Origin of the sequence: Myxococcus qinghaiensis (assembly GCF_024198215.1) — a bacterium.
In the GTDB taxonomy this organism is placed as follows: domain Bacteria; phylum Myxococcota; class Myxococcia; order Myxococcales; family Myxococcaceae; genus Myxococcus; species Myxococcus qinghaiensis.
Map to the genome: position 1 here is coordinate 177,293 of NZ_JAKCFA010000026.1, position 13,905 is coordinate 191,197.

At 68.3% G+C, this 13,905-nt stretch carries 11 protein-coding genes; 3 read left to right on the forward strand and 8 right to left on the reverse strand.

What is annotated here, in order from left to right; translation table 11 throughout:
- Positions 1 to 20: 20 nt before the first annotated feature.
- The 5 genes from secD to LZ199_RS37645 all read right to left on the reverse strand — a co-directional run bounded on the left by secD (position 21) and on the right by LZ199_RS37645 (position 5,765).
- Positions 21 to 1,793, reverse strand: a complete 1,773-nt coding sequence (gene secD / locus LZ199_RS37625; RefSeq protein ID WP_253998617.1) for a protein translocase subunit SecD — start codon at positions 1,791 to 1,793, stop codon at positions 21 to 23.
- Complete coding sequence (gene yajC, locus LZ199_RS37630; protein WP_253998618.1) at positions 1,794 to 2,150, reverse strand: preprotein translocase subunit YajC; 357 nt, start codon at positions 2,148 to 2,150, stop codon at positions 1,794 to 1,796. It lies immediately after the preceding gene.
- 142 nt (positions 2,151 to 2,292) lie between these two features.
- A complete protein-coding gene (gene tgt, locus LZ199_RS37635) occupies positions 2,293 to 3,501 on the reverse strand; it encodes a tRNA guanosine(34) transglycosylase Tgt (protein ID WP_253998619.1) in 1,209 nt (402 codons plus the stop codon).
- Positions 3,502 to 3,506: 5 nt separating this feature from the next.
- Positions 3,507 to 4,592, reverse strand: a complete 1,086-nt coding sequence (gene queA, locus LZ199_RS37640; protein WP_253998620.1) for a tRNA preQ1(34) S-adenosylmethionine ribosyltransferase-isomerase QueA — start codon at positions 4,590 to 4,592, stop codon at positions 3,507 to 3,509.
- 60 nt (positions 4,593 to 4,652) lie between these two features.
- A complete protein-coding gene (locus LZ199_RS37645; RefSeq protein WP_253998621.1) occupies positions 4,653 to 5,765 on the reverse strand; it encodes a SpoIID/LytB domain-containing protein in 1,113 nt (370 codons plus the stop codon).
- Positions 5,766 to 5,837: 72 nt separating this feature from the next.
- Here LZ199_RS37645 and LZ199_RS37650 point away from each other — a divergent pair, with 72 nt between their 5' ends.
- The 3 genes from LZ199_RS37650 (at position 5,838) to LZ199_RS37660 (ending at position 7,598) form a co-directional block, all read left to right on the forward strand.
- Complete coding sequence (locus LZ199_RS37650) at positions 5,838 to 6,398, forward strand: hypothetical protein (protein ID WP_253998622.1); 561 nt, start codon at positions 5,838 to 5,840, stop codon at positions 6,396 to 6,398.
- A 68-nt stretch (positions 6,399 to 6,466) separates the two neighbouring features.
- Positions 6,467 to 6,802 (forward strand): hypothetical protein, encoded by a 336-nt coding sequence (locus tag LZ199_RS37655; protein ID WP_253998623.1) that lies wholly within the window; start codon positions 6,467 to 6,469, stop codon positions 6,800 to 6,802.
- Between the two features lie 127 nt (positions 6,803 to 6,929).
- Positions 6,930 to 7,598 (forward strand): hypothetical protein, encoded by a 669-nt coding sequence (locus LZ199_RS37660; protein WP_253998624.1) that lies wholly within the window; start codon positions 6,930 to 6,932, stop codon positions 7,596 to 7,598.
- Positions 7,599 to 7,651: 53 nt separating this feature from the next.
- Here LZ199_RS37660 and LZ199_RS37665 read toward each other — a convergent pair whose 3' ends face one another.
- From LZ199_RS37665 to LZ199_RS37675, 3 genes are all read right to left on the reverse strand, one after another.
- Positions 7,652 to 8,878, reverse strand: a complete 1,227-nt coding sequence (locus LZ199_RS37665) for a KamA family radical SAM protein (RefSeq protein WP_407667293.1) — start codon at positions 8,876 to 8,878, stop codon at positions 7,652 to 7,654.
- A 20-nt stretch (positions 8,879 to 8,898) separates the two neighbouring features.
- Positions 8,899 to 10,269, reverse strand: coding sequence for a KamA family radical SAM protein (locus LZ199_RS37670; RefSeq protein WP_253998625.1), 1,371 nt, complete (start codon positions 10,267 to 10,269; stop codon positions 8,899 to 8,901).
- A gap of 101 nt (positions 10,270 to 10,370) precedes the next feature.
- On the reverse strand, positions 10,371 to 13,259 hold the full coding sequence (locus LZ199_RS37675; protein WP_253998626.1) for a serine/threonine-protein kinase: 2,889 nt from the start codon (positions 13,257 to 13,259) through the stop codon (positions 10,371 to 10,373).
- Positions 13,260 to 13,905: the final 646 nt, after the last annotated feature.

The following is a 13,905-nucleotide window of genomic DNA, read 5'->3' on the forward strand; positions in this document are numbered from 1 at the left end:
GTTATCCGGGCTCCCGCCGGTCAGACCGACACCGACTGCGCGTTACGGCCGTGGACGAAGTAGGTCATGATGACGCGAGTCACCACGATGGACGTGAACAGCGAGGCCAGCAGTCCCACGATGAGCGTGGTGGCGAAGCCTCGAATCGGTCCGGTGCCCGTGAAGAACAGGATGAAGCCGGCGATCAGCGCCGTCACGTGTGCATCGAAGATGGTCCAGAAGGCGCGGTCATAGCCCTGGTCCACGGCCGCCTTGGCCGTCTTGCCGTGGCTCAACTCCTCGCGGATGCGCTCGTTGATGAGCACGTTGGCATCCACCGCGACGCCCAGCGTCAGCACGAATCCGGCGATTCCCGGCAACGTCAGCGTCGCGTTGAAGAACGCCAGGCCCGCCAGGATGAGCAGGCCGTTCAGGACGAGCGCGATGTCCGCGATGAGCCCCGCCTTGCGGTAGTACAGACCCATGAAGAGGAGCACGAGGCCCAGGCCGACCAGCACCGCGAGGCCGCCCTTCTTGATGAGCTCGTCACCCAGGCTCGCGCCCACCTGACGAATCTCACCCACCGTCACCGGAGCGGGCAGCGCGCCCGCCTTGAGCACCAGCGCCAGCGTCTGCGCCTCACCCAGCCACTCGTCGTGGGAGCGCGCGCCCATGCGGCCCATGGTGATGCGGGCACGACCGCCGCCAATCTTCTCGTTGATGTTCGGCGCGGTTTGGACGTTGTCGTCCAGGACGATGGCCATCCGCTTGCCCACGCCCGCCTCGGTCAGCTTCTCGAACTCGCGCGCACCAGCGGGGTCGAAGGCGATGTTCACCTCCGGCTCGTTCATCTGGTTCACGCTCGCGTCCGCGCCCGCCAGGCTCTCGCCCGTCAGCGGCACGAACTTGTCCAACAGGAAGGTGCGGTAGGACGAGCACTCGTTCTTCTTCAGCGGGTTCGCGATGCACTCGGTGACGACCTGGCGGTTCTCCGGAACCTTGCCCTCGGTGTACGCCAGGAGCGCCTCGCGCGACTTGCTCTGCAGCTGCGGGAAGCCGCCCTCTTCGGTCACGGTGATGTCGCTGCCGGCCGGAGGCGGGTTGGCCTGGAACATCTGCGCGAAGACCTGCGGGTTGGTGTCGTCCACCATCCGGAACTCGAGCTGCGCGGTCGTGCCGACCAGCTCCTTGGCCTGCTCCGGGTTGCTGCGGCCGGGCAGCGAAATCTGGATGGAGTCGGTGCCGAGCTTGCGCACGTCGACTTCGGCGACGCCCCACTTGTCGATGCGGCGGCGGATGACGAGCATCGCCTGGTCGACCGATTCCTCACGGAAGCGGTTCACCTGCGTGTCGTCGGGCGACAGCACCAGCGTCGCGCCGTTGCGGTTGACCCGCTTGAAGTCCCCGAAGGTCGCCAGGACGTCCTTCTCGATGGCGTCCATGGTCGCCGGGTCCTTCGCCGTCAAGGTGAGCTGGAGCTTCTCTGGATCCGTATCCACCGTCACTTCGCCGAGCTTCTTGTCGGCGACGTACGTGGCGATCTGCTGGCCTCGGCGCTCGGTGCGCTTCTGGAGCGCGGTCTTGGTGTCCACGCGCATGACCATGTGGATGCCGCCCTGAAGGTCCAGGCCCAGATTGAGCCGGTACTTCGCGGGAGGCGCCCAGGCGGGAAGCCGCGCTTGCAGCGCCGCCAGGTCATTGCGCTGGGCACGGTCCATGACCGCCAGCGAGTAATACGACGGAATCAGGAACCAGATGGTCCCCAGCGTCACCGCGACAATCAGTCCAAACTTCCACCACCAGCCGCGGTCCATTTACTTCTCCTCCTTCTTCTTCTCTTCGGCGGGCGCCGCCTGCGCGGGCCCCTCAGCCACCGTGCCCTTGGCACTGATGGACGTCTTCAGGATGCGGACGCGCACGCCACTGGCGACTTCCACCGTCACGGTCCGCTCTTCGACGAGGTGGATCTTCCCGAGCATGCCGCCCGAGGTGACCACTTCATCGCCCTTCTTGAGCGAAGTGAGCAGCGTGCGGTGCTCCTTCATCTGCTTTTGCTGGGGGCGGATCATGACGAAGTACATGATCGCCACCAGGCCCACGAGCAGAGCCAGGGTGTTCAGCGGGTTGGTCCCGCCCCCGGCCTGCGCCAGCATCAAAAAGCTCTCAGCCACAGACTGCCTCGTCGGTTGAGGAAGGCTTGGGATGGGGGACCCCCCACACTACCCGAAGGACCCATCCTGAAAGGGGGCCCTCTTAGCAAGGGGTCCCCATGTGAGCAAGTGAACGCGGGAACCCGGGATTCCATCCGGTCGCTCAGCGGCCACGGGTCCGTTCGGCCTCCTGGGCCCGAGCCCTCTCCCGGAACTCCCGCGCGAAGGCCGCATATCGGTCCTCCGCGATGGCCTTGCGTACATCCGCCATCAGTCCCAGGAAGTAGTGGAGGTTGTGCAGGGTGTTGAGACGCATGGCGAGGATTTCGCCCGCCGCGAAGAGGTGGCGCAGGTACGCCCTGCTGAAGTTGCGGCAGGTGTAGCAGGAGCACGCCGGGTCGACCGGCCTGGGGTCCTTGGCGAATGCCGCGTTCCGGATGGTGAGCTTGCCCTCCGAGGTGAAGAGCAGGCCGTTGCGTGCGCAACGGGTGGGCAGCACGCAATCGAACATGTCCACCCCGTGCTCCACGCAGGTGACCAGGTCCACGGGGGTACCCACACCCATCAGGTAGCGCGGCTTGTCGCGAGGCAACAACGGCGCCGAGTACGCCACTCCCGCGTGCATCGCCTCGGGGGCCTCGCCCACCGAGTAGCCGCCCAGCGCGTACCCGGGCAGGTCCACCGCACACACCTCCTCCGCGTGGCGCTTGCGCAAGTCCTCGTGGAGGCCGCCCTGGACGATGCCGAAGAGGGAGGAGCGTCCTGCCTTGTTCCACGCCTTCACGCAGCGGTGCAGCCACCGCGTGGTGCGCGCCAGGGAGTTCTCCAGGTACGGGCGGTCCTCGGTGGAGGGCGGGCACTCGTCGAAGGCCATGATGACGTCGGCGCCGAGCGTCTCCTGGATTTCGATGGAGCGCTCGGGGGTGAGGAAGTGACGCGCGCCGTCGAGGTGGGACTGGAAGGCGGCGCCCTCCTCGGTGATTTTGCGCTTCTCCGACAGGCTGAAGACCTGGAAGCCGCCGCTGTCGGTGAGCATGGGCCGGTTCCAGGAGACGAACTGGTGCAGGCCGCCCATCTCCCGCATCAGCGCTTCGCCGGGGCGCAGCATGAGGTGGTAGGTGTTGCCGAGGATGATTTGAGCGTCGAGCGCGAGCAGGTCATCCGGCCCCACGCCCTTGACGCTGCCCACGGTGCCCACCGGCATGAAGATGGGCGTCTCGATGGGGCCGTGCGGGGTGTTCAGCCGCCCCCTGCGGGCCTTCGTTCCGGAGGCATCCTCGTGGAGCAGCTCGAAGCGCACCAGTCCCGGTGCCACCCGCGAGTCGCCCTTCTCGCGCGCCGTCTCCCCTGCTCCCGCATCCTGCTCACTCATGGCACTCACTCCGACACCAGCATGGCGTCGCCGTAGCTGAAGAATCGATAACCCTGGCGCACCGCCTCCGCGTACGCGGCCAGCGTGCGCTCGCGCCCCAGCAGCGCGCTGACGAGCACCACCAGCGTGGAGCGCGGCAGGTGGAAGTTCGTCAGGAGCGCGTCCACCTGGCGGAAGGTGAAGCCCGGGCGGATGAAGAGCGTCGTCTCGCCGGGCCCCTCGCGCAAAAGGCCCGTGGCCGGGTCCGTGGCGGACTCCAGCGTGCGCACCACGGTGGTGCCCACGGCGACGACGCGCCGCCCTTCGGCTCGCGCCGCGTTCACCTCGCGCGCGGTGGACGCGGGGACGGTGAAGCGCTCCGGGTGCATGTGGTGCTTGTCGAGTTCCTCCTCGCGCACCGGCAGGAACGTCCCCGGCCCCACATCCAGCGTCACCAGCGCGCGGCGCACGCCCCTGGCCGTCAGCGCGTCCAGGGTGTCCTGCGTGAAGTGCAGGCCCGCGGTGGGCGCGGCCACGGCGCCGGAAGCGCGCGCGTAGACCGTCTGGTAGCGCTCGGCGTCCGCGGCATCGGGCTCGCGGGTGATGTAGGGCGGCAGCGGCAGGCGGCCGGCGGCGTCGAGCAGCGAGGCCAGCGAGGCTCCTGGTGGCGCGTGGAAGCGCACGCGGTACTCCCCTCCTCCAAGCACCTCCAGCACCTCGGCCTCCAGGCCGCCGGCGAAGGTGAGGCGCTGCGGGGGCTTGAGGCCCTTGGAGGCCTGTCCCAGGCAGAGCCAGTCGAGCGACTCGGGAGCGCCGTCGAGCGCGGCCGAGGTCAGCGTGGAGGCGGCGGGGCGCACCACCAGCAACTCCACGCGGCCGCCGGTGCCCGCCTTCTGGCCCAGCAGGCGCGCGGGGATGACGCGCGCGTCGTTGAGGACGAGCAAGTCGCCAGGGCGCAGCAGCTCCAGGACGTCGGAGAACTGGCGGTGGCTCACGTCACCGGTGGAGCGGCGGACGAGCATCAGCCGCGAGGCGTCGCGCCGGGCGAGCGGCGCCTGGGCGATTTGGGACTCGGGGAGCTCGAAGTCGTAGTCTGAGAGGCGAGACGACACGGGGTTGGCGCTTGTAGCAGCCCCCGCGCCGCCGCGGAAAGCGCGCCGACGAAGGGGACGTCAGTAGAGGTGCTGCAGCTCGGCCCCTGGGTAGTAGTGGGTGAGGATTTCCAGGTACCCCCTGCCCTTGTCGGCGAGCGCCTTGGCGCCCCACTGGCAGAGCCCGGCCCCATGGCCATAGCCGCGACCGGAGAACACGTAGCCGTGGTCGGTTCGCTCCACCTCGAAGTCGAGACTCTTGAGGCGCGTGTAGCCAAGCCTGCGGCGGAGCTCCACGCCGTCCACCGTGCTGCCATCGCCCATGGTGACGCGGGTGACGCGGCGGGTGGGCGTGCGCGCGGACACCTTCATGCCCTGGGCGGGACGCTTGAGGGCGGCCTTGATTTCGGTGTCCGACATGGAGGCGGACCAGCGGCTCGCGGGCAGCCGGCCACATGGACAGTCGACGGGCTGCAGGTAGGGCAAGTCACGGTGGAGGGCGTCCTGTCCGGACTCGGTGCGGCCGCCGCAGGAGGCGTGGAAGTACGCCTCGATGGGCGCCAGCTCGTAGGTGAGCACCTGGCCCCGGGTGGCGTCGACGGCGGCGCGGGTGCGCGGGTCCTCGCGATTGACGCCGCCGTACACCTGGTGGAGCACGCTGCTGCCCAGATGAAATGCGTTGCTATAGCTCTCCAGTTTCTTCTGCAGGGCATAGGTGCGCGCGGCGATGGCCTGGGCCTTGAGGGCCTCGGGCGGAAAGGACACGGGCATCTCGCTGCCGAGCACCGCGGCGAGGTAGTCCTCCAGTGAGATGACGTTGATGAGCTGGAGTCCGTCCTTGAACGGACGCACGACGACGTCACCGCGCACCTGGGCACCGCCGGCCTTGATTGGCTGTTCTCCCGGCGCCGAGCCCGCGTCCTCGGAGGCGCCAAGGCCCGCGCGGAAGCGCACGGAGTCTCCGATGACGGGGGCGCCGTTGACCTCGAGCTTGCCGGCCTTGCGACGGACGGTGGCGACATCGGAGGGGATGGGGACGAAGGTGGCCTCCTCGCTGTCCACGCCGAAGCCAAGTCCGCGCCCGCTGATGCGCACCTCCGCTCCCGTGTCCTCGATGGCGATGCGCAGGGTCTCCACCGCGAGCGAGCGCGGGGGGGCGAGCAGGAGCAGGAGCAGTGCAACAGGTCGCAACATGGCCTGGGAGTGTAGGTGCGTGGCCACGTGCCTCAAGAAAACGGCCGGAGGATGGGAGAGGATGGCGCGCGCGTGACACCTCCCGAGCCGCCCATCTCCCGTCTGCCCCCCGCTGCCTTCGTCCAAGCCCTCAGGGCGCTGGAGCCCCGTCCCGCAGCCCTCCTGAACCGCCGGCTCGTCGTGGGGGCCTCGCTGGAGGCCTGTGCGAGCTTCTACGGGGTGTCGGAGCAGGCCCTCTCGGTGCTCCTGGTCCGCGCGGCGGTGGCGCTGGCGATGAAGACGGGCACGCCAGCGCGGGAGCCCTCGGGCAGCGAGGAGGAAGCAGCCTGGGCGCGGATGCTCGCGGCGGCGCTGGAGCGAGAGGACGCGCCGGTGCCCGCGGGCCTGGTGCCCGTGGTGGAGGTCTGCCGTCGCCTGCGAGGGGTGAGCGCCGACGTGGCGGAGGGCCTGGAAGCCGCGACGCGGGAGGACCAGGCGTCCCCCGTGCGGCAGCGCGAGGACTGGATGCGGCGGCTCGCGGTCATGGCCCTGCTGGCCCTGACGGCCTACCTGTACCTGTCGCGCCCCGAGGAACCACCCCGTCGCCCGCGTCCCCCGCCCCAGCAGCAACAGTCGGCTCCGGATGCGGGCTGAGCCCCACGCCCGACACTCGTGGAGGCGCCCGCTGGACGAAGGAGCGCCCGCACGAATATGGAAAGGCCATGCGAGTCCCTTCCGTCGTGCTCCCATTGCTCGTCGTCATCCACCTCCTGGCGGGCTGCGCGAAGAACGTGGACACGCGCGTCGCGGGTGACGACGACGCGGCCATCGACGGAGCCTCGGCACGGCTCGAGGAGCTGCGAGCGCGCGCGGCCCAGGACGAACTGGCCTGTCAGGACCGCTGCGAGGTGGCCACCCTCACCTGTGGCGTGGCCGAGGAGCTGTGTTCCCTGGTGGACCGGAACCCGGACCGCGATGACCTCCCCCCGCGCTGCGCCCAGGGCCGCGAGCAGTGCTCCGATGCCAGGAATGGCTGCGCGCGTTGCCAGAACGGCTGACGCCCTCGGACGTGAGCGGGAACAATCACGGAATTCAGTGACAGTCCCCGCCACGGAAGGCGACCGGTGCGCACCGAGGGCGGACCGTGGTTAGATACGAGTGATTCCACCGTCGAGGAGCCGCGTCATGTCCCGTCCGATTTGCATGCTCATGGCAGCCCTGCTGGTCCTTCCGGGCGTCGCCGGCGCGGACGAAGGGGGTGAGCTGACCCCCGAGAAGGTGGCGCACATCCGCCGCGACGAAGCGGCGGCGATGAAGAAGGTGGACGACGAGTTCGGCAATCGCAAGCCCTCCGAGATGAGCAACGAGGAGCGCGGGCAGGCCATCCAGAAGCAGTCGGCGGCCACCACCGAGGTGCTGGAGAAGCACGGCGTCACCGCGAAGGAATACGACCGCTTCACCGCGAAGATGGGTCGCGAGGGCAATGAGCGGGCGAAGGCGGAGGGGCAGCGCCTGGAGGCGCAGGCCAAGGCCTCCAAGCAGGCCGCGGCGAAGCCCGCCGAAGAGAAGGAAGTCTCGATTCAGAACGGCTTCGACAACGACAACCCCGTCGAGCTGGAGTCCAACGAGGGCGACAACCCCGAAGTCCAGATTGGCATCCCCGTGGAGGGCGAAGAAGGCGGCGAGGAGGGTGGCGCCGTGGGAGCCCAGGCCGCGACGGGAGGGGGTCAGGTGCCCGTGGAAATCATGGGCGGAGGGGACGAACAGCCCGCCAAGAAGGCCGCGCGTCGCCCCAGCTCGCAGACGACCAAGGTGAAGAAGAAGGCCCGGAAGAAGACCTCGGACGACGAGTGAGCTTCCCAGGTGCCCGCTCCCGGTAGCACGTCGCCGGGAGTCGCTGCCGCCGCTCAGCCCTTCCGCAGGTAGCCGTACTCCTGGGCGCGAGCGCGCCACGTCTCGTCATACGGACAAGCGCAGTCAGTCTCCTCGGGCTCCGGGTAGGCATAGCGCTCGCCCTTGTAGTTGCGGAACACCGTCTCGCGCTCGCCCCGCTCGATGACGTAGTCGGGCTGGAGCGTCACCTTGCCGCCGCCGCCGGGCAGGTCCACAGCGAGGTGCGGCACGGCGAGCCCGGTGGTGTGGCCGCGAAGCTGCTGAATGATTTCCAGGCCCTTCGCGATGGGCGTGCGCAGGTGCTCGCAACCCTCGGCCACATCCATCTGGTGCAGGTAGTACGGCCGCACGCGGCTGCGCAGCAGCAGGTGTGACAGCTCCTTGATGATGCGCGCGTCCGAGTTGAGCTGCCGCATCAGCACGGCCTGGTTCTCCACGGGGACACCGTGGTCCACCAATCGCTCACACGCCTCGCGCGCCTCGGGCGTCACTTCCTTCGGGTGATTGAAGTGCGTGACGACGAAGACAGGCGCATGGCGGCGCAGCGTGCTCGCCAGCGCATCCGTGACGCGCATGGGCAGCACCACGGGGACGCGGGTGCCAATGCGAATCATCTCCACGTGCGGAATCTCGCTCAACGGCGCGAGCAGTTCTTCCAGGCGCTGCTCGCTCAGCAGGAACGGGTCCCCTCCGGAGATGAGGACGTCACGCACCTCGGGGTGGCGCCGGATGTAGTCGATGCCACGGCGCATCTGCTCCTTGGACAGCTCCGCCACGCCACCCTGGGTGATGCGCCGCCGCGTGCAGTGGCGGCAGTAGACCGAGCACGTATCCAGCGCCAGGAACAGCACCCGGTCGGGATACTTGTGGACGATGCACTCCTCTGGCCGCGTCTTGTCCTCGCCGAGCGGATCCTCCAGCTCGCCGGGACGCACGCGAGCCTCGGCCCGCACGGGAATGGACTGCATGCGGACCGGGCAGAACGGATGCTCCGGGTCGATGAGCGACAGGTAGTAGGGGCTGATGCCGATGCGGAACAGCGAGGACGTCTCCTGGACGCCCGCGCGCTCATCGGCGGTCAGCGGGATGAAGCGCTCCAACTGCTCCAACCCGCGCACGGAATGGCGCTGATGCCAGCGCCAGTCGCCCCACTCCGCGTCCGTGGCCTGGGGAAAAAGGCGACGGCGCCCCGCGGCACTGAGCGAGGAGCGCTCGGTGCGCAAGTCCGCCGCCACACTCATCGCAACCGCGAGGGTGTCCATCACGCCGCCTTGATCTGCTCCCGCCACCACGCCTGGCCCTCTTCGGGCAGTGAGTCGATGGGGTCGAAGTACTCGTACTTCCGGGCGAGGGCCTCGGGGTCATTCGCCTCGATGCCGGTCCGGTAGTTCTTGGTCCAGTAGGAGATGCCGCGCGTGCGGTCATACTCCGCGATTTGATGGACCCAGCGTTTGCCCACGAAGGGCACGTCACAGACGATGCGCGGCGTCGCGAAGCCGGGCATGTAGCCCATGATGTCGTGCTGGAGCCGCTGCGCCTGGTCCACCGACAGCCGCCAGTGCTCGCTGTTGGGGATCATGTCGCACATGTAGAAGTAGTACGGCAGGATCTTCGCGTGGTCGAGCAGCGTGAAACACAGCTCGAGCAGCGATTGCGCGCTGTCATTGATGCCACGCAGCAGCACGCCCTGGTTGCGCACGTCGCGGAAGCCCATGTCCAGCAGCTTGCGCACGGCCTTGCCCACCAGCGGGGTGAGCTGCGCGGCGTTGTTGACGTGCGTGTGCATCGCCAGGTCCACGCCCCGCTCCACGGCCTTCTTCGCCAGCCGGTCCAGCCCCTGGAGCACCGAGTCCTGGAGGAAGTGCTGGGGGATGGCCATCAGCCCCTTGCTGGCCAGACGGATGTCCCGGATGTTCGGAATGTCCATCAGCGAGCTGACGAAGGGCTCGAGCTGCTGGATGGGCAGGTTCGCGATGTCGCCACCGGACACCACCACGTCGCGCACCGTCGGGGTGCGGCGCAGGTACTCGAGCATCTGCTCGTAGCGGTCCTTCGGACCGATGGAGAACTTGTGCTTGCTGACCTGGGGGACGTCATTGCCCACCAGGTCCATGCGCGTACAGTGCCCGCAGTACTGGGGACACGTCGGCAGCATCTCCGCGAGCACCTTCGTCGGATAGCGGTGCGTCAGACCTTCGACGACCCACATGTCCTGCTCGTGGAGGCTGTCACGGCTGGCCTTCGGGTGATTGGGCCACTCGGTCAGGCGGTCCGCGAAGGCGGGCAGCATGTAGCGCCGCACCGGGTCCTTCCACAGGTCCTGGTAGTCCATCGTGTTGAGCATCTGCGGCGGGACGAGGATGGACATCGTCGCGCGCTCGCGTTGATCCCGCTCGAGGCTCTCCGCCAGGTCGTCCGGGAGCAGCGCTCCCAGGGTGGCCTTGAGTTCCTTCAGGTTCTTGACGGTGTGCTTGCGCTGCCAGACGGAGCTCTCCCACTCCGCCTGCGTGACGTCCTTGTAGCCGGGGATGCGCCGCCAGTCGGGTTCCACGAACTCACGGCGGAGCGGATAGGTAAACGGCTGTTGCGCGGGACCGGCCTCGGCCTTGCCCCGGATGGGCGTCGATTGCATGGCGCATCACCTCAGCATGTAGCGTCGCGGGCCGGGCGTCATACCGCGCCCGGCACCACTTCATTCAACAATTCGACGCCGACGCCGGATGCCCGACTGCGTCACTCGATGGCGACGTTGACCAGCTTCTCCATCTTGTTCTCGGAGATCAAGACCACCTGGGGCTTGGTCGTCTTGCCATTGAGCTTGAAGGAGATCTTCCTCTTGCCCACTGGGAGCACGAGGGGGCTGCCGAGCGTCACCGGCGTCTGACGTCCGGTCTTCTTGCCGTCGACGAGGATTTCCGCGCCTGCGGGCTTCGTGCTGCACGCCAGCATGCCCGTGGCCTTCGACTTCGGAGGCGTCGGATTCGAGGGAGGCGGCGTGGGCTTCACCACCGTCTCGACGGGGCGCTTCTCCTCCTTGATGAGGTCGAAGGAGATGGTCAGCTCGTCCGAGTCGCCCTTGGCGAGGAACTGTCCTGCATAGGGCTTGTAGCCCGCGAGCTTCGCGGTGAACTGGTAGGTCTTTCCCAGCTCCAGGTTGGCGAGTCGCGCTCCCGGAGTGCGGCCGACCTTCTTGCCATTCACGGAGATCTCCGCGCCCTCCTCACCATCGAAGATGGCCGCGAGCTTCCGGGCAGGCGGGGGCGGCGGCTCCACGGGCTTGTTCTCCACGACAGGGGCCTCGGGAGGCTTCTGGGTGGGCTGCGTGGGGGTCTCCGTGCCCTGGGGAGGGGTTTCCGGAGGAGGCGGGTCGATGGCCGCGACGGGCGGCGGATCCGGGTTCTGTGGCGGCGTTCCCGCCTGTCCGGGGTCCACGATGGTGCCCGTAGGCCGGTCTTGGCCTCCCGCGTTGGCCACGGGCTCGGAGGGCCTCGCGGGTGGCTCCTCCGGAGGAGCGGCAGCCGCCACCTCGGGAACCAGGTTGAAGGCCACGGCGAGCGGCGGTCCTTCGACGACCGTCACGAACTTCTTCTCGGGCTTGTGCCCGGGCGCGCTGGCAACGACCTCGTAGTCGCCCGGCGGAAGCGCCAGCATCATGTTGGGCTCGACCTTCTGCCCATTCACTTCGACGACGGCGCCAGACTGCGGCACGCTGAAGGTGACCTGCTCTCCAGACGGGCCGCTGAACAACACGACCAACAAGAGCAGCACCACCACGGCGATGCCCGCCGCGGAGCCGAAGAGCACCGGCTTGGGAAGGTTCGCCAGCGACTGCAGCGGCGAGCCCTTCGCGGCGGGCCGTGACTTGGACTTGGACTTGGCCTTGACGGGAACGGGCTTGGCGGTGGCCTTGGCGCCCTTCTTCGGCGCGGGAGCGGGAGTCTTCGTCCCGGTGACCTCCTCGCGGTCCTGCGAGTCGTCGGGATAGGCCCCTTCCTCGGAGCCATAGCCGTCCTGCGTCTCGTAGGCACCATCGTCAGGCGCGTCGTAAGCGCCGGACTCCTGGGTCTGCAGAGACGACGCACGCTGCGAAGCGCGGTTGCCGCGCCCGTTGTTGGCGGAGACGGTGATGTTGCCGGTGGTCTCCTCGGGCGGCTCCGCCGAGGGCTTCGAGCGCGTGGGGGGCGCGGTCGGCGCGGGGCCAATCATCGTCGCGCCCGCGTAGGCCTCGCCGTCCTCGCTGGCGATGACGACCTGGGACTTCGGGCCACTCTTGCCCTTGCGCATCGAGGGCTCGGGCTCCCGCGACGGGTACGCCGCGGCGGTGCCACTGCCCTGCAGGGTCGGAATCTCCGAGCGACCCGTGATGCTGTCGTCCACGAGCACGCTGCTCTCGGCGACGCGCGTCTCCGGGGACATGAAGGTCTGGGTCGAGTCGACAATCTGCGTCTTGTCGGCGCCGCCCCCGTCCATCGCCTCCAGTTCCTCGTCCGTGGGAGGAGGAATGTAGTTCGGGGCGGGATGGGCGGGAGCCGTGGGCGCGCGACCGGCGGGAGAGCCCGTCACGACCACCGATGGGGGCGCGCGCCTGGTGCTCTGGCGCTGCGGGGCCGCGGGCGGCACGGTGACGCCCGAGGTTTCGATTTGATCCGGGCGCTCGATTCCCGCGTAGCGCTCCATCTTCTCCGCCTCGCGGAGCATGTCCTCGGCGAAGGCCTCCTTCATGTAGGAGGACAAGTGCTTCGACGAGTAGATGGCATCCCCGGCCAGCAGGAAGCGCATCAGGTCCTCGGCCAGGTCCGAGCCCCACTGGTAGCGGTCCTCGGTCTCACGGGCGAGCGCCTTGAGGACGACCTTCTCCAGCCCCGCGGGGATGTTCGGATTGAACTCGCGAGGCAGCGGGACGTCCGCGTTGCGCACCTTCTCCAGCGTGGAGAAGTCCGACTCGCCGACGAAGAGCTTCTCACCGGTGAGCATCTCGTAGAGCAGCACGCCCACGGCGAAGATGTCGCTGCGCCGGTCGATGGGCATGCCCCGGACCTGCTCCGGGCTCATGTAGCCGAACTTGCCCTTGAGGATGCCGGCCTGCGTCTTCTGCGAGCGGTTGGCCGCCTTGGCGATGCCGAAGTCGATGACCTTGACCTCACCCTCGTAGGAGATGAGGACGTTCTGCGGAGAGACGTCGCGGTGGATGATGTGCAGGTCCTGCCCGCGCGCGTCCTTCTTCCGGTGGGCGTAATCCAGGCCGTCACAGAGCTTGGAGGCGATGAACACCGCCTGCGCGGTGGGCATGATCTCCTTGCGCCGCCGGTAGCGCTCCAGGATGGTCCGCACGTCGCGTCCCGCGACGTACTCCATGGCGATGAAGTACGCGTCGTCGTGCTTCCCGAGCTCGTGGATGTGCACGATGTTGGCGTGGTTCAGCTGAACGCTGATCCGCGCCTCATCGATGAACATCGTGATGAACTCTTCGTCCTCCGCCATCGTGGGGAGGATCTTCTTGATGGCGAGGATCCGCTCGAAGCCCTCGACGCCGAAGGCCTTCGCGATGAACACCTCGGCCATTCCGCCGACGTTGATGCGCTCGAGGAGCAGGTACTTCCCAAAAAGGGTCGGCTTCTTCATCTCGTGGAGCGTCCGGGGCCGGGGGGAGCACCGCGGCAGGCGGAGCGCAGACCGGGCGGAGGACTGGACTCTAGTCGCAGCCTTCGTAGCGAGTCAAACATGCATACACCCCCGAAACCCCAAGGAATCCGGCAGCTTGAGCGGCTCTGAGGCCCCTGCAAGCAGGAGCGGGAAGGAGGCGGCGCGTCACCTGTCGGACCTCCCCTGCCCCGAGCTTCGAGGTGGGACCCTCCAGGGTCCATTGTCGCGTGCCTGATCCGGCGACGAACAGGGCCGCGCCAGGGGCGTCAGCAGAGCGCTGATCCACGCGGGTGCCTCTGGCAGTCGCACCAGCAGCTCAAGAGTGGCGGTGAAGCTGGTGGGAGCGACACGAGCGCACCAGCAGCTCAAGAGTGGCGGTGAAGCTGGTGGGAGCGACACGAGCGCACCAGCAGCTCAAGGCCCGCGTGACGGTGGGCAAGGTGGTGCTGCGCGTGCCCTGAAGGCCCGCGCGGGCCTGGGGCCTCTCACCGCCGAGGCGGGGGCGCCCTGGCCCGCAAAAGGAAAAGCCCCCGTCGCACGAGGCGACGAGGGCTTCTCTCAAAAAGAATCCGGCAGCGACCTACTCTCCCACGCGGTTTCCCGCGGAGTACCATCGGCTCTGGAG

Excerpts from the sequence above, each read along its gene's own strand:
- LZ199_RS37660 (WP_253998624.1), top strand. The coding sequence starts at position 6,930 with ATGTCCCGTCCGATTTGCATGCTCATGGCAGCCCTGCTGGTCCTTCCG.
- LZ199_RS37675 (WP_253998626.1), bottom strand. The coding sequence starts at position 13,259 with ATGAAGAAGCCGACCCTTTTTGGGAAGTACCTGCTCCTCGAGCGCATC.
- LZ199_RS37670 (WP_253998625.1), bottom strand. The coding sequence starts at position 10,269 with ATGCAATCGACGCCCATCCGGGGCAAGGCCGAGGCCGGTCCCGCGCAA.
- LZ199_RS37645 (WP_253998621.1), bottom strand. The coding sequence starts at position 5,765 with ATGTTGCGACCTGTTGCACTGCTCCTGCTCCTGCTCGCCCCCCCGCGC.
- LZ199_RS37665 (WP_407667293.1), bottom strand. The coding sequence starts at position 8,878 with ATGAGTGTGGCGGCGGACTTGCGCACCGAGCGCTCCTCGCTCAGTGCC.
- secD (WP_253998617.1), bottom strand. The coding sequence starts at position 1,793 with ATGGACCGCGGCTGGTGGTGGAAGTTTGGACTGATTGTCGCGGTGACG.
- tgt (WP_253998619.1), bottom strand. The coding sequence starts at position 3,501 with ATGAGTGAGCAGGATGCGGGAGCAGGGGAGACGGCGCGCGAGAAGGGC.
- LZ199_RS37655 (WP_253998623.1), top strand. The coding sequence starts at position 6,467 with ATGCGAGTCCCTTCCGTCGTGCTCCCATTGCTCGTCGTCATCCACCTC.